Consider the following 14,826-nt stretch of genomic DNA (forward strand, 5'->3'; position numbering starts at 1 on the left):
CCGTTCTCCATTTGAGGTATCACATCGTCCGACTCATTTATTTTATCGCTCCCGCTCCCCCCTTTTTCTGAGCAAAATACGATATGGAACATAGGGGGGAGATAAAAATGACCGCAACACTCAGCAATGCTGATGTAAGTACATATCAATCGCTTTCGCCTTTTACCGATGTAGACGCATTGAACCATGCCATCAGAAGTCATTTATACGACCACAAGCACGAATTGTCCCGGGGTGCTGTGGCTGTATTCAAGGTGATCGCCCGTCACACCATAAAGACGGTAGGGGTAGCCTTTTTAAAGCACGACACGATCGCCGGGCAGGCAGGCGTGTCGATGTCGACGGTCAAACGCTCCATTCAAGCGCTTAAGGAGCGGTCCATGATCGACGTACACCGGACGACCCGCTTGCGCGGAAACGCTCGCGGCGGCTACGGTCACAACGTTTATGTCATCCATGAGCCATCGGATGAGCGAGCGGAAATGAACCATCGGGAAAAGCCGCAAAAGCCTTCTGTGGCAAGGCCTCAACCGGTGAAAAAAGCTGCCGAAGCTTTGTCTTTTGAAGCAGGCTCTCTTTCAGATAAAAAATGTAATATACGCAAGGACGTCAATGGTTCCCTTGACAGCACTTATGTTCCTGCTCATGTACCGAACCCATTCGTGATCGCCGCGAAGCCATTTTATGATGTCAACGGCATCTATGAACTTTGGAGGCTTGTCATAAAAGCTTACAAACGAGCGAAGATGGACGTCGACCTCCATGATCAGGACCTCGCCCACACGCTTGCCCAGGCGCTTAAGGGTGCCATTTTCATGGAAAAGACAGGCAGGCTGCGGGGAGCGTTGGCGGGTTACTTTTATGGTGCGTGTATGCGCATTTTCGATCAGATGATTTATGAGGAATTTCTGGAACTTGCGGCTGCAAGTGAGGATGTGCCGGGCTGGTTGCTCGCTGATTAGACGAGTCCGCTGCATAAATCGTCCCCATATGCGTGAAAATAAAGCCAAAAGGAGGCCTGTGTCATTGTCTAATTTCGTGCTGCTAACGTTGATGTTTTTAGGTGTTGTCGGCGTTGCCTATGGGGTCTATGCGGCTGTCCGTGAACTGATGGCAAAAGATCATTAATGCGTCTGCGGCTGCTGCTCTGTGAGCACGGCCGTTTTCACATAACCGCTGTGAATTTGCCGGAACATCTCTCCGATGCTCTCGGTGAGATCGTTGGCATCGTCGGTAGATAATGAAGGTGGCAAATACAGGAGCTGCAGAATATTTTCTGTCTCCGGCGTGACTGCACTCCGTTTGCTGTCGACGATCGGGCTTCCGAACGCGCCTTGGTGGTCCACGTTTGTTAATTTTCCCTTCATATGATTGATTCTTCCATTCAACCCTTCGTATTCATCGGTTTCTTTTCCCAGCCTGACTTCTACACTTTCCTTAAGTTTATCCGAGTCATATAAGCCTATAGGTATTTGGTAATACGCGGAAAAAAAGTTGTTCAGCATGATCGCGGACGAATCAGACGAAGGAAAGCCCTTGCCCTGTTTCAGACGGCGAAATAAGGCTTCATGAGAGGGGCGGTAACGTCCCGGGTCCATACCGAGTTGCTTAAAGACTTGCCTCCACTCTTTTACACCTTCATAATAAGTGAGAGGATGCTCTTCTAGGTCGAGTTCGACCGTTTTCTGGAATAAATCGATACGCCCCTGCAATTCCTGGGGTGGCGTGTCAATGGTAACCGATGTATAGGAAATACAACCGATTTTAAATGTCGGAACGGTTTGGAATAATGATGGATGCAAGCTTATTGGGATCATAACAGCCGTTCAACTCCTTCGTTATACTGATCCTTAGTTTATCAGATGTGAGAAAGTAGGTGAAACCGTGACAAACGCCCAGTTGAAGGAAGAGCTGATCGCATACAGTAAAACCATCGGCATCGACAAGATTGGATTTGCCAGTGCCGATCCCTTTTTAACGCTAAAAGAACGACTCAGAACGCAGCAACAATTAGGGTATCAATCCGGCTTTGAAGAAGAAGATATTGATCTGCGTACGGAGCCTGAACGCTTACTGCCCTATGCGAAAACGATCATCAGCATCGCCCTTGCTTACCCGGCAAAGCTTGAGAACCCGCCTAAAGGGGTAAAAGGTAAGCGACGAGGCATTTTTTGTCGAGCTTCGTGGGGAGAAGATTATCACCGCGTGCTCAATGACCGTCTGCAAAAGCTGGAAACCTTCATTCAAAAAAGAGTGCCGAATGCAAAGATGGCTTCCATGGTGGATACGGGCGCTTTGTCGGACCGGGCCGTCGCAGAGCGGGCAGGCATCGGCTGGAGCGGTAAAAATTGCGCGATCATCACGCCCGAGTTTGGCTCCTACGTTTATCTTGGCGAGATGATCACGACGATTGCCTTGGAGCCGGACATCCCGATTGACGACCAGTGCGGCAGCTGCAATAAATGCGTCGACGCCTGCCCGACCGACGCCCTTATTCAAGGGGGTCAACTGGATGCGAATAAATGCATTGCTTTTCTCACGCAAACGAAAGAGATGATTCCGGAACGCTATCGCAAAAAGATCGGCAATCGTCTGTACGGCTGTGATACATGTCAAGTCGTTTGCCCCGAGAATAAAGGCAAAGGGGAAGAATACCAGCCGGAATTCACGCCCGAACCGGAAAAAGTCAAACCTGAGCTTTTGCCGTTACTTTCGATTTCCAACCGGGAGTTTAAGGAAACATATGGAAATATGGCCGGGTCGTGGCGGGGCAAAAAACCGATCCAACGAAACGCCATTATGGCCCTCGGACATTTTCGCGAGGAAGGCGCGGTGCCCCAGCTGCAAACCATGCTTATGAATGACTCCCGTCCCGTCATTCGCGGCACAGCTGCCTGGTCATTAGGAAAAATAGGAACCGACGACGCCCGGGAGACATTACAAGAGGTGAATGAAAGCGAAGAGGATCCAACCGTACGAGAAGAGATCCAACATGCCCTGACGATGGGATAAGGGGGTTCCACAAGTGCAAACGATTAAATTTACGGAAATGGAAAGCCCGGTGGGTATCATCACGCTCGTCGCTACCGAAAACGGATTGTGCCAGTTGTTGTTCGGCGATTACAGGGAAACGAATGTGAAAATCCGTGCATGGATGGCGAAGCGAAACATTCGCGGGGAGCTCCAGCATGATGATGACTATTTTTTCGACGTGCGTGAGCAGCTGCAGGAATATTTTCAAGGTGAACGGCAAGCATTCAACCTACCCATCGATATACACGGAACGTCTTTTCAGAAACATGTCTGGGAAGCTTTACGGCACATCCCTTACGGGGAAACCCAATCGTACAAACAAGTGGCGACCACTCTCCGTGCACCGAAAGCTGTTCGTGCGGTCGGAAATGCCAACAATCAAAACCCCCTCCCGATCATCATCCCGTGCCATCGCGTGATCGGCAGCAACGGGGCGTTCGTCGGCTATGGCGGCGGCATTGAAAAAAAGAAAAAGTTATTGGCATTGGAAGGAGCCTAGAAGACGGGTTGAAAAATCCGTCTTTTTTTCATTTGTCCATACATACGTTAGTAGCGCAGGTTTGAAACATGGAGGAGAGGATCGATATGGACAATGAGATGAAAAAAGCCTTTGAAAAGCACCTCACTCAATTAAACCGCTGTCATCTGGATGGGACGAAAGTAAAGCCGATGCCTGCTGAGGAGCGCCAATGTTTTGCACGGGAGCAAAAGCAGATGACAGAGCGGAATGCCCGTGTGTTAAAGGCGAATGGACGGTTAAGGCCTTATCGAAAGGTATCCATTGACGGTCGGCGCACCGTTTATTATACGTATGATTATGCCCGTTTCATCCAATCCAAGCAGCAATATTATCTTGAAGAATGCCGCGAGCATCGCCGTGCGGTTGTTAAGGGTAAGAAGATCGTCCGGGACGAACGCCTGCACACACCGAAGGTCGGGCCATGGGAAAAGGAACCGCTGGAAGCGGATCCGGGAGAGCGTGCGCCATTGCAGCGATCCGCTTATGATCGTCTGGAAGCGGTGAAATATGCCGAACGGTGGTGGAATGATTATCATCCCGAATACCATCAGTTTACGGATAATTGCACGAACTTTATCTCGCAATGTTTAAAGGCGGGCGGTGCCCTTATGCATGGTGCGCCTGATCGGGAGAAGGGCTGGTGGTACCGGCAAGATGACTGGAGTTACAGCTGGGCGGTGGCGCACTCCATGCGCTGGTATTTAAGCGGGTCGCGGACAGGGTTGACCGCTACGGAGGTCGAACGGGCGTCTGACTTACAACCCGGGGACATTATTTGTTATGATTTTGAAGGAGACGGCAATTGGGACCACACTACGATCGTCGTGAGCAAAGACGGCAACCGTGAACCCCTCGTCAATGCCCAAACCGAAAATAGCCGTAATCGCTATTGGCGCTATGAAGATTCCACGGCCTGGACGCCGAATATCGCATATAAGTTTTTTCAAATCAATGATTGAGGTGGCTATCATCATGAGCGTGCATATTGTTTTACATGAACCTGAGATTCCCGGTAATACTGGCAACATCGCCCGAACATGCGCGGGTACGGGCACGTACCTTCACTTGATTCATCCTCTCGGCTTTTCAACGGAAGACCGGATGTTGAAACGCGCGGGGTGCGATTACTGGCCGAATGTCCTGATTACCCATCATGATTCACTGGATGCCTTTTTAGTGGGAAAAAATCGCGAGGATTTATTTTTTGTGGAGACGACAGGGTCCGCGCCTTATACGACGTTTGATTATCGCGATCCGGAGCGGGATTATTTTTTTGTGTTCGGAAAAGAAACAGTTGGATTGCCGGCGTCGATCGCAGATGAGTATCCGGATCGCTGTCTGCGCTTGCCGCAAAATAATCATGTGCGGTCGCACAATTTGTCGAATGCCGCCGCGATTGTCGTGTATGAGGCTTTACGGCAGCAGTCGTTTCCAGGGCTTACGTGAACGAAAAGACCCTTGTCGTCATGTTTCGACGGCAAGGGTCTTTGCAGCAATCAATGTTCATGGGATTTTGAATTACGTCCGGCTGTCCACATCGATACGAGGAAGGCAAGACAGACACCGAGGACAAGCAGTATATTCATAAAGAAGGCCTCCTTATGTATTGAACAAGCGTCTTTACCCTTATTATAACGAAAAAAAAGCGAATTGTATACGCGTGATTTTTGGTTTCATTATCAAAGCTGCTATACTAAAGGGGAAAAGGAGGCGTTATCGAGATGTATGTCGTCATGAATGAATTAAAAGTGGACCCGGAACATAAAGACGACCTGAAAAGCCGATTTGAAAAAAGCCTGGAACGTATGAAAGAGGTTCCGGGTTGCCTGGAGTTTCTGTTTCTGGAAAGTGAAACGGAAACGGATATTTTAGTCGCTTATACGAAATGGGACACGAAGGAAAGTTATGAAAACTGGCTGGAAAGCGATGCGTTTAAAAAGGCGCATGGCGGGAAGTCGGGAAAAGAACAGTCGTCAACGACGACGAACCAGCTCCGCGCTTTTGAGGTGGCGTTGCACACATAAAAAGAGAAACTCGGCCGTGGCCGAGTTTTTTTCTTCTTTTGCTTCGCGGATTTTCGTATAGGTTTCGGATAATACAACTGTATCTTCAACGAGGCGATCGATGCGGAATAACACATCGTCATTGATGATTTCTTTGCGATGAAAATCCTGTTCTTCGATAAATACATATGACTGGACGACCTGTGTTTGCGCAAATCCATTTGCGCGATATAACGCTGATGGCCGGGATTTTTTCGATGATTTCATCGTCCCCCGGAATGGGAAAAACTTCTATTTTGAGGAACAATGGAGCAGCTTTCGCACCCCAAACAAGCTTATCTTTCAATTTGGGGTGCGCGGTGATCCCCCAGCGCCTCTCAAAAAAGCCCTGCTTCTGATTTGGGGTGTGCGGTGAGCAGTCAGCGCACCTTAAAATATCCTATCTTCCATTTTGGGGTGCGCTGGTACAGCCAATGTTTACCGGATTTGCACCGGAAGGATAATGTGGCGAATTTCTCGGTTTTTTTCATCCAATCTCGTTCATACATCCATCCGGACGACCTTTTTTCTCATAAGGTTATCAAGGCCTGCTTGGCTGCATAGAATGCAAATACTTAACAAATGCAAATACAAAAAGCCCGGGGGCCCCAGAGAGCAGAATGCTCAGGCTTCTTTTACAAGGAATTAAAAATGAAAAGGGAGGCCATTCGGTGGATATTTTAGGTAAAATGCAAAAACACCGTGATGATCACGAGAGGTTAAAGTGGGAAGGTACCTTTAAAGAGTATTTGGAATTGTTGAAAGAACGCCCGGAAATTGCCCAGACAGCCCATTCCCGTGTTTACAATATGATCAGAAACCAGGGGATTGAGGAAAGTGAAGACGGGGAGGTCAAAAAATATCCCTTTTTCAGTGATCATCTGTTCGGACTTGAAGATGCGATTGAGCAACTTGTGGAGGAATATTTTCATTCCGCGGCCAGACGTCTCGACGTACGAAAACGTATTCTTTTACTTATGGGCCCGGTCAGTGGCGGGAAATCCACGATCGTTAACCTCCTAAAGCGCGGCTTGGAGGCATACTCCTATACGGATGAGGGGGCCGTTTACGCGATTAAGGGTTGTCCGATGCAGGAAGATCCCCTGCATTTAATTCCTTTTCACTTACGGGAGGAGTTCCATGAGGAGTACGGCATTCGCATAGAAGGGAACCTCTCGCCATTAAACACGATGCGACTGGAACAAGAATACGGGGGTCGGGTCGAAGATGTGATGGTTGAACGGATCTTCTTCTCCGAGGATCACAGGACCGGTATTGGCACGTTCAGTCCATCGGATCCGAAATCCCAGGACATTGCCGATCTCACCGGCAGCATTGATTTTTCCACGATTGCCGAGTATGGTTCGGAATCCGATCCGAGAGCGTATCGTTTCGACGGGGAGCTGAATAAAGCGAATCGCGGGTTGATGGAATTTCAGGAAATGCTGAAGAGTGATGAGAAATTTCTCTGGCATTTGCTTTCCCTGAGCCAGGAAGGAAACTTCAAGGCGGGCCGATTTGCCTTGATCAGCGCTGATGAAATGATCGTCGCTCATACGAATGAAGCGGAATATCGCTCTTTTATCAATAATAAAAAGAACGAAGCGCTGCAGTCGCGAATGATCGTCATGAACGTGCCGTATAACCTCAAGGTGACCGAAGAAGAACGTATCTATGAAAAAATGATCGCAGAAAGCGATATGGCCCATGTGCATATTGCCCCACACGCTTTACGGACAGCCGCGATTTTCACCGTCCTGACGAGGCTCAAGGAATCGCAAAATCAAGGTGTGGACTTAATGCAGAAACTTCATCTGTACGACGGGGAAATCGTCGAAGGCTTTAAGGACCAGGATGTGAAGGACTTAAGGAATGAATATCAGGATGAAGGCATGACCGGCATCGACCCGCGTTACGTGATCAACCGCATCTCTTCGGCGATTATCCGCAAAGATGCCGCATCGATCAACGCCCTTGATGTGTTACGGTCACTCAAAGAAGGCCTGGACCAGCACGCCTCCATCAGCAAGGAAGACCGCGAACGCTATAAAGACTTTATTTCTGTCGCCCGTCGTGAATATGATGAAATCGCGAAAACGGAAGTCCAGAAAGCATTCGTCTATTCGTATGAAGAACAGGCGAAAACGCTCGTGAACAATTACCTCGATAATGTGGAAGCGTATTGCAACAACCATAAAATCCATGACCCGATCACAGGTGATGAGTTAAATGCCGATGAAAAATTGATGCGTTCCATCGAAGAGCAGATTGGCATTTCCGAGAATGCGAAAAAAGCGTTTCGCGAAGAAATTCTGATCCGTATTTCCGCTTACGCGCGTAAAGGCCAGAAATTTGATTACAACTCCCATGAACGTCTCCGCGAAGCGATTCAGAAGAAACTGTTTGCAGACTTGAAAGATGTCGTAAAAATAACTACGTCCGTACAAACACCGGATGAAGATCAATTGAAAAAAATTAACGAAGTGATCGCGCGGCTTGTGGATGAACATGGCTACAATACCCATTCGGCCAATGAGCTGCTCAAATATGTGGGAAGTTTGTTGAACCGTTAAAAATGGCGGGCATAACCAGCTCAGGGGGGCTTTTTCAAGCCCCCCCTTTTCACATTTACGATTCCTGGTTGAACCCGTAATGGTGAGGATACGGCAGGAAAGGGTGAACGGGCAAGAAGAAAGAGGGGGTGGTCACAGGAGGGATGACGACCTCCTCCTCATGATCGGGTTCAAGATGGCGGATCACATAAGCCTCCCCGCCTTCCCCTTCGAGTGCCATCGGAAAGATGCTGTAAATGCGCTCCCCTTCCGTTATATCCGCTTCATTGTCGTCTCCGTCCTCTTGTGAGGGGGATTCGAAACTAAAGGTCTGACTTTCAATCATGTTAGGCGGTTGCCATTCGTGATAATCCGTATCTTCGCTAATGTAGAAAGATTGCTTATACCCCTGTTCCAACGATTGGCCCATTTCATTTTCCAGGGAAGGGTCGATATACAAACGATATAATTCTCCTGTATCATAACCATCAGGAGGGGGAAAGACGGTAATTTGCGAAGGCGAAGAGATAAGGATGACATTCTCCTGCCTTTCATTGTTTTCATCCATGACATAGATTAAATCATTGCTTATATCGTCACCGGCCAGCTCCTCGTCGAACTCCAGTGTCCATGAATGGCGTTCATCGATGGCTGTGTTCGGCAACTGGGCAAAGGTGTCCCCGTTGTTTTGTTCAAATAAATTCACATTCTGCACCTCTTCGGGAACCGTTGTCGTTGCCCGAGGATGCACTTGTGTATGCAGGATGCCCGATTGATCATCCTCGGGAGGATAAGAAAGCTCATAGACAATATTCCAGCCATTGTCCCCTTCATAGCTGTCAACGATGGAAAGTTGGTAACCGGTATTCGGGTGCGGCCCCCAGTCAAGCGTCACCTCATCGCCTTCCCGGTCCATTTCGACGGCCGGAGGCGTGTCACTGTCCATCTGTTGATCGATGTCTCCGATGGGTCCATTGGCATGAGCGATTGCGGGGATCAACATAAATGGGACGAGCACAAAAGATGCGAGCCAGCGCTTCATAATTTCACCTCACAGCCTGAGACGTAAATGTAAAAGAATCCGTTACATGCCTATCCATATTCTTTACAAAAAGAAGGAAAAATGCAAGCGAAAAGTCAAAAAGTATGTAAGGTGAGCGGCAACCTTTCGATTGTCGTTCACATGAATGAGTGATACATTAATAGGTGGAAGCGAAAATGGGGGAATAGATGTGAACAAGATAGCAAAAGAATTATGGGATTGGGTGACTACATTTGCGGTTGTCATCATTATCGTCGTCATCGTGCGAGCCTTTTTCTTTGCCAATTATATGGTTCAGGGCGAATCGATGATGCCGACCATTGAGAGCGGGGAACGGCTCATTATTAATCAGATCGGCTACGAAATCTCGGAACCGGACCGTGATGACCTGGTTGTTTTTCACGCTGACGAAGAAAATGACTATATTAAACGGGTGATCGGAACGCCCGGAGATGACGTTCGTTACGAAGACAATACCCTTTATGTGAACGGGGAACCCCAGGAAGAACTTTACCTGGATGACGATTTTAACGGGGAAATCACCGAAGATTTTACCCTCGAGGGGTTGAACCTGGAACCGGAAGTTCCGGAAGATCATTTATTCGTGCTCGGGGATAATCGCAATAATAGCCTGGATAGTCGTGAGATCGGATACGTGTCCTATGAAAACGTCGTCGGCAAAGCCAATCTTCGCTACTGGCCGTTAAGCGAATTCACGTTTATCAATTAGAATGAAGACCTGTGCCGGGTCTTTTTTCATATGGACTTAAAATACATAACAATTCTACGATTTTACTGCATACGATGATATAACACGACGTGTCCGAGAGAGGCGTCGGTGTGAAGTACAAAAACCCAAAGGAGGGGTTTATGATGAGCAAAAATCGACAACCATCCTTTGTCATTTCTGAAGAAAACTGGTCCCTCCACAGAAAAGGCTATCAAGATCAACGCAGACATGAAGAAAAAGTACAGGATGCCATTACTAAAAATTTACCGGACCTCGTCACGGATGAAAGCATTGTGATGTCCAACGGCAGAGATGTCGTTCGTATTCCGATCCGCTCCCTTGATGAATATAAAATCCGCTACAGCGACGACAAGAATAAACATGTCGGTCAGGGAGACGGGGATAGCGAAGTCGGTGATATCGTGGCCCGTTCGGGCAGGCAAAAAGGCCAGGACGGTCAAAATGGGAGCAAACCGGGGGATCAGGCCGGTGAAGATTATTATGAGGCAGAAGTATCGATTGCCGATCTTGAGGAAGCGCTATTTCAGCATTTGGAACTGCCGAATTTACAGAGCAAGGAAGATGACAATTTGATCGTCGAGGACATTGAGTTCAACGATGTCCGCAAGAAAGGGCTGCAGGGCAATATCGATAAAAGAAGGACGATTCTGTCGGCGCTGAAACGGAATGCTATGGAAGGAAGGACGGGAATCAATCCTATCTATCGCGACGACTTGCGGTTTAAGACGTGGAACGATAAGGAAAAGCCTGAATCCAAAGCGATTATCCTGGCGATGCTCGATACGTCCGGGTCGATGGGGAAATGGGAAAAGTATATGGCGCGCAGCTTCTTTTTCTGGATGACCCGTTTCTTACGGACGAAGTATGAATCGGTGGAGATCGAGTTTATCGCCCATCACACCGAGGCGAAAGTCGTGGATGAAGAACAGTTTTTCACGAAAGGGGAGAGCGGCGGCACCATTTGTTCGTCAGCCTACGAACTCGCGTTGGAACGCATCGAACAGCAATACGACCCCCAGCTTTACAATATTTATCCGTTCCATTTTTCCGATGGCGACAATTTAACCTCCGACAATAAGTATTGCCTGCATTTGCTCAAAGGTATTATGGAGAAAGCGAACATGTTCGGTTACGGGGAAGTCAACGCTTACAGCCGTCACTCGACGTTAATGAACGTGTTTCAGTCGATTGAAGACCCCCGGTTTCGCCACTATATTCTAAAGGAGAAAAAGCACGTCTTCGACGCACTGCAATGGTTTTTCCGCAAGGAGGAGGAAAAGGCAAAGGCATTTGTATAAAGGCAATGAAAAAAGCACGGGATTTGGCCCGTGCTTTTTTAAGATGTTCGGTGAAGTCTGACTGATTGTGTGTGGGGAGGCTTTGCTCATTCACTACCCTGCTTTTGGGGTATGGGAACGCGCTTTTTGTACCTCTCGGAGCGAGATACCTTGCTTTTGGGGTATGGGAACGCTCTTTTTGTACCTTTCGGTGTGAGCTACCCTGCTTTTGGGGTATGGGAACGCGCTTTTTGTACCTTTCGGAGTGAGCTACCCTTCCTTTGGGGTATAACAACGCGCTTCTTGTACCTCTCGGAGCGAGATACCCTGCCTTTGGGGTATAACAACGCGCTTCTTGTACCTCTCGGAGCAAGATACCTTGCCTTTGGGGTATGGCAATGCGCTTCTTGTACCTCTCGGAGCGAGATACCTTGTCTTTGGGGTATGGGAACGCTATAATAAAGAAATATTTCCGGACTTCCAACGTAGGTCTTTGCAATAACACCGGCCCACATCCGATGGTAAGTTTTTTGTACGTCGAACCTAACAATGTAGCTATCAGATAATAACCGCTTTCCCTGATGAGCATGACGATAGGTAAAATAATTAAGGCTGACATCAGTAAGCGGGGTATATCTGTGAGTTCGAACATATCCATTCCTCCTTCTTTTCGTTTCTAGCTACTGTACATGAGGTCATCCCCATGTATATTTCATTAACATTGTATCAAAATGCCGAAAATCATTGTAAGAAACAGCGGTATTGTTGTCAATGCCGTTTTTATAAGCCTCTTTGTGCATTAAGCGGTCCATGAGGACGAGGCCTCATGGACGTTAAAGCCGTTAATCCTGGTTCTTTTTCGCTTCACCGGCCGGATCCGGTCTTTTTCCGTTTAACCTTCGAATTAAACGGTTTTTTCGCATAGCAGAGGCGACCACGTGGCCGCTATCCATAAAAATCAACGTGTGTGTTTTGTTTCCTGCGGTTCCATCGACGAGCCTATTTTCATCCTGTTCTTTTCGCATAATCCGACGAACAGATGCATCGGTTGTTTCCTCCATGCGCAAAATACGATCTGTCATTACGGTGTTGCCATAGCCAATGTTTAAATAAGGCTTCATTTTTCGGCCTCTCTTGGCTCCATGGGCACATCGAGGGATGTTAAGGCGTGGTAGATGTCAGGAAAACAGCGCTTGGTATCAAGTGGGATCATACCATCATGACCTATTTTCTGGGCTGTGTCAGGACGGAGGCCACTGACGATTACATTCACGCCGATGTGCTCCAGGGCGAGGATCATTCTGGAAAGCTTATCGGGAGAGTTGGAAGGGATCCCCGATAGATCAATGATGAGATGGGCGTATGTCTTCTCGGAACTTTGCTGTAAAACGTCCTGGGTGATCGTGTCGTTTATACTGACCAGAAGTGGTAGAAGACCGATATTTTTCGTGACTTTCAGGATGGGGACCGATCGGTGATTCGTTGCTCGTTGCGCGCTCACGTTGCTTCCTCCTTTGTGTGGGCAGTATGCTGAATTTTTTCATTATATATGATTCAATAAGATTGTTTCAAAATAACGGGCAGTTCATTCTATTCCCTTCATCAATTTATGTCAAACCAAAAATTCTGTTAAAAAAACATTGTTTAAAGGGGGTTCATACGGGGGAATAACATAGCATCACCCTATTGCTTCTGTTATGAACATTCGTTATGATGAAAGTGCAACTATATCAGTTGAATTGTATCATTTAGAGGTGATTTCGCTTGGTTAAGCTGGCTTATACACGTGTCGTATCGGAGAACGCGGAAGCACGGGATCAGGTGCAGCAAATGGAAGCGATGGGGATCGACGATTTTTATCATGAGCACGCCGCCGGGGTGAGCCAATCGTATCCCGAACGAGAGCAGTTACTACAAAACGTTGAAGCCGGCGATGAAATCCATGTGACAGACTTAGCCAAACTTGTTCGAAGTACCGAAGACTTGTTTGATGTGATTCTTCACCTGCGAGACAAAGACGCTTTGTTGTACTCCTTGGCCGAATCGTGGCTGGATTTCTCCGAGCACAATCCGTACAACGACTATTTCCTAAGCATTATTGAGAAGCTTCAACAATTGACCAGCGATATTCGGCAGATGCGCAGACAAGAAGGTGTGGAAGCCGCGAAACACGAAGGCAAATACCAAGGGCGCAAAAAAACGTATGACAGCCATCATCCGGGCATGAATCATGCCATTGAGCTTTATCGCGAAGGCCGTCATACCGTGAAGCACATCTGTGAAATCACACAAATTTCCAGAGCTTCGTTGTATCGTGAGCTGAAAAGAAGGAGTTAAAAAGGGGCATAAAATCAACAATAGTCGAAGGGAGGGATATCTTATGGGCGCGTATAAAAATATTTTACTCGGCGTTGATGTTCATGGTCCGGAAGGGAACAAGCCTTTTCAGCAAGCGTGCGCCTATGCGAGGGATCATGATGCCACCCTGCATATCGCGACGGTGTTGAATACAAAGGGCGCCAGTACACAGGAACGTATGGATCCAAAATTAAAAGAACTGAAACGCCAGGCTTATGAAATTCTTGAGGACTATCAGCAACAGGCGAAGGAAAAAGGCGTTTCCCACGTTAAGATGATTTTAGATACCGGCTCCCCAAAAGCAAGGATCACCCGGCACTTAGTTCCGGAGTATGATATTGATCTGGTTGTTGTGGGGGCTACACAGGGCAACAAACTGGAAAATATCCTCTTGGGAAGCGACGCTGAAGGGATTATCCGCGAGGCGAAATGTGACGTTTTGACCGTGCGGGAATGAAGAACCATGTCTAACAAAACGGAGGTGTTTTCAGGATGAGCCATGCCCCGAACACTATTGTTGTCGCCGTCGATGATCGGCCGGAAGGGCAGCTCGCTCGCCAAAAGGCGATGGATATGGCCGTTCAACACAACGCTCAGCTTATTTTGGTCCACGTGATCAATCTCAATCTCCATCACTATATCGACAGAACGAACATCACATTTCGATCCAACCTTGCGGCAAAGCGGCGGCAAATGCTGGTGGATTATCAGCATATGTGCTATCAAGAGGGTGGATTTTACCCGAAAGCTGAATTGGCTTTCGGTCAACCGGAGAAAATTCTGGCCACTGACATCATGGAAAAATACGATCCTCAGCTGATCATTGTCGGGACGAGACGGAAAAAAGGAATCCGTCAATGGTTAAAAGGCCAAAATGATCGTCGCCTTAGCCGACGGGTGCCGTGTGATGTACTAACCGTTCAGGCAGAGAAACATTAAAATCTTGCGAGGGAGGCTAAATCGATGAAAGTCGACGCATTATATACCAATGATGGCAAAGTGATAAACTTCCGTGTCGGTAACCTTGCGATCACCGAAAATGACCAATGGACCGCCACCTTCCATAATGTCGGCGAACAAAATCTCTTGTTCGAAGCGGTCAGTTCCAAAACGCCGATGTACTTTACGTTTGAGACCGAGAAAGGATCCTACGAAGGACGGGCGATTGTCGCGGATATTGACAGTTCGAAACAGGAAAACATTGTCACGTTGGAAAGTGCCGGTAATTTGACGCAAAAAGGTTAATATTTA

17 protein-coding genes and 1 pseudogene are annotated in these 14,826 nt (G+C 47.8%); 13 read left to right on the top strand and 5 right to left on the bottom strand.

Annotated elements, in window-relative coordinates; all coding sequences use genetic code 11:
- The first annotated feature begins 107 nt into the window (after window positions 1-107).
- Window positions 108-962 carry a helix-turn-helix domain-containing protein gene (locus tag BLS58_RS09235; protein ID WP_090398221.1) on the top strand — a complete coding sequence of 285 codons (855 nt, stop codon included), beginning with the start codon at window positions 108-110 and terminating at the stop codon, window positions 960-962.
- A 162-nt stretch (window positions 963-1,124) separates the two neighbouring features.
- Here the strand turns inward: BLS58_RS09235 and BLS58_RS09240 are convergent, their stop codons facing one another.
- A complete protein-coding gene (locus BLS58_RS09240; protein WP_245723120.1) occupies window positions 1,125-1,817 on the bottom strand; it encodes a B3/B4 domain-containing protein in 693 nt (230 codons plus the stop codon).
- A 67-nt stretch (window positions 1,818-1,884) separates the two neighbouring features.
- On the opposite strand from BLS58_RS09240, the gene queG reads away from it, so the two are divergent.
- The 5 genes from queG (at window position 1,885) to BLS58_RS09265 (ending at window position 5,577) form a co-directional block, all read left to right on the top strand.
- Window positions 1,885-3,012 (top strand): tRNA epoxyqueuosine(34) reductase QueG, encoded by a 1,128-nt coding sequence (gene queG / locus BLS58_RS09245; protein WP_090398223.1) that lies wholly within the window; start codon window positions 1,885-1,887, stop codon window positions 3,010-3,012.
- A 13-nt stretch (window positions 3,013-3,025) separates the two neighbouring features.
- A complete protein-coding gene (locus BLS58_RS09250) occupies window positions 3,026-3,532 on the top strand; it encodes a methylated-DNA--[protein]-cysteine S-methyltransferase (protein WP_245723121.1) in 507 nt (168 codons plus the stop codon).
- A gap of 86 nt (window positions 3,533-3,618) precedes the next feature.
- Window positions 3,619-4,512 (top strand): amidase domain-containing protein, encoded by an 894-nt coding sequence (locus tag BLS58_RS09255; RefSeq protein WP_245723122.1) that lies wholly within the window; start codon window positions 3,619-3,621, stop codon window positions 4,510-4,512.
- A 13-nt stretch (window positions 4,513-4,525) separates the two neighbouring features.
- Window positions 4,526-4,999 (top strand): tRNA (uridine(34)/cytosine(34)/5-carboxymethylaminomethyluridine(34)-2'-O)-methyltransferase TrmL, encoded by a 474-nt coding sequence (gene trmL, locus BLS58_RS09260; protein WP_090398225.1) that lies wholly within the window; start codon window positions 4,526-4,528, stop codon window positions 4,997-4,999.
- Window positions 5,000-5,274: 275 nt separating this feature from the next.
- Window positions 5,275-5,577 carry an antibiotic biosynthesis monooxygenase family protein gene (locus BLS58_RS09265; RefSeq protein WP_090398226.1) on the top strand — a complete coding sequence of 101 codons (303 nt, stop codon included), beginning with the start codon at window positions 5,275-5,277 and terminating at the stop codon, window positions 5,575-5,577.
- Here the strand turns inward: BLS58_RS09265 and BLS58_RS18000 are convergent.
- Window positions 5,527-5,760: pseudogene (locus BLS58_RS18000) on the bottom strand (hypothetical protein); the annotation flags it as partial. The gene BLS58_RS09265 and the pseudogene BLS58_RS18000 sit on opposite strands and share 51 nt — an antisense overlap.
- A 506-nt stretch (window positions 5,761-6,266) precedes the next feature.
- Between BLS58_RS18000 and BLS58_RS09275 the strand changes: the two are divergent.
- Complete coding sequence (locus BLS58_RS09275; protein WP_090398228.1) at window positions 6,267-8,168, top strand: PrkA family serine protein kinase; 1,902 nt, start codon at window positions 6,267-6,269, stop codon at window positions 8,166-8,168.
- A 55-nt stretch (window positions 8,169-8,223) separates the two neighbouring features.
- On the opposite strand, the gene BLS58_RS09280 is transcribed toward BLS58_RS09275, so the two are convergent.
- The gene (locus BLS58_RS09280) at window positions 8,224-9,189 is read right to left on the bottom strand and encodes a hypothetical protein (RefSeq protein ID WP_090398230.1); all 966 of its coding nucleotides are present in this window, start codon (window positions 9,187-9,189) and stop codon (window positions 8,224-8,226) included.
- Window positions 9,190-9,379: 190 nt separating this feature from the next.
- Here BLS58_RS09280 and lepB point away from each other — a divergent pair, with 190 nt between their 5' ends.
- Window positions 9,380-9,919, top strand: a complete 540-nt coding sequence (lepB, locus tag BLS58_RS09285) for a signal peptidase I (protein ID WP_090398232.1) — start codon at window positions 9,380-9,382, stop codon at window positions 9,917-9,919.
- A 143-nt stretch (window positions 9,920-10,062) separates the two neighbouring features.
- A complete protein-coding gene (yhbH, locus tag BLS58_RS09290; protein ID WP_090398234.1) occupies window positions 10,063-11,238 on the top strand; it encodes a sporulation protein YhbH in 1,176 nt (391 codons plus the stop codon).
- 821 nt (window positions 11,239-12,059) lie between these two features.
- Here yhbH and BLS58_RS09295 read toward each other — a convergent pair.
- Together BLS58_RS09295 and BLS58_RS09300 are read right to left on the bottom strand one after the other, a co-directional pair.
- Window positions 12,060-12,338 (bottom strand): extracellular matrix/biofilm biosynthesis regulator RemA family protein, encoded by a 279-nt coding sequence (locus BLS58_RS09295; protein WP_090398236.1) that lies wholly within the window; start codon window positions 12,336-12,338, stop codon window positions 12,060-12,062.
- Window positions 12,335-12,718 (bottom strand): STAS domain-containing protein, encoded by a 384-nt coding sequence (locus BLS58_RS09300; protein ID WP_090398238.1) that lies wholly within the window; start codon window positions 12,716-12,718, stop codon window positions 12,335-12,337. The genes BLS58_RS09295 and BLS58_RS09300 overlap by 4 nt, the downstream gene beginning before the upstream one ends.
- 263 nt (window positions 12,719-12,981) lie before the next feature.
- On the opposite strand from BLS58_RS09300, the gene BLS58_RS09305 reads away from it, so the two are divergent.
- Genes BLS58_RS09305 through BLS58_RS09320 form a run of 4 tightly spaced genes read left to right on the top strand, consistent with a single transcriptional unit; the run spans window position 12,982 to window position 14,820 of the window.
- Window positions 12,982-13,554, top strand: a complete 573-nt coding sequence (locus BLS58_RS09305) for a recombinase family protein (protein WP_090398240.1) — start codon at window positions 12,982-12,984, stop codon at window positions 13,552-13,554.
- A gap of 43 nt (window positions 13,555-13,597) precedes the next feature.
- Window positions 13,598-14,032 carry a universal stress protein gene (locus BLS58_RS09310; protein ID WP_090398242.1) on the top strand — a complete coding sequence of 145 codons (435 nt, stop codon included), beginning with the start codon at window positions 13,598-13,600 and terminating at the stop codon, window positions 14,030-14,032.
- 35 nt (window positions 14,033-14,067) lie between these two features.
- Complete coding sequence (locus BLS58_RS09315) at window positions 14,068-14,514, top strand: universal stress protein (protein WP_090398244.1); 447 nt, start codon at window positions 14,068-14,070, stop codon at window positions 14,512-14,514.
- Between the two features lie 24 nt (window positions 14,515-14,538).
- The gene (locus tag BLS58_RS09320; RefSeq protein ID WP_090398246.1) at window positions 14,539-14,820 is read left to right on the top strand and encodes a hypothetical protein; all 282 of its coding nucleotides are present in this window, start codon (window positions 14,539-14,541) and stop codon (window positions 14,818-14,820) included.
- Window positions 14,821-14,826 lie beyond the last annotated feature (6 nt).

The sequence above is a fragment of the Natribacillus halophilus genome, assembly GCF_900100185.1.
In the GTDB taxonomy this organism is placed as follows: Bacteria; Bacillota; Bacilli; order Bacillales; family Marinococcaceae; genus Natribacillus; species Natribacillus halophilus.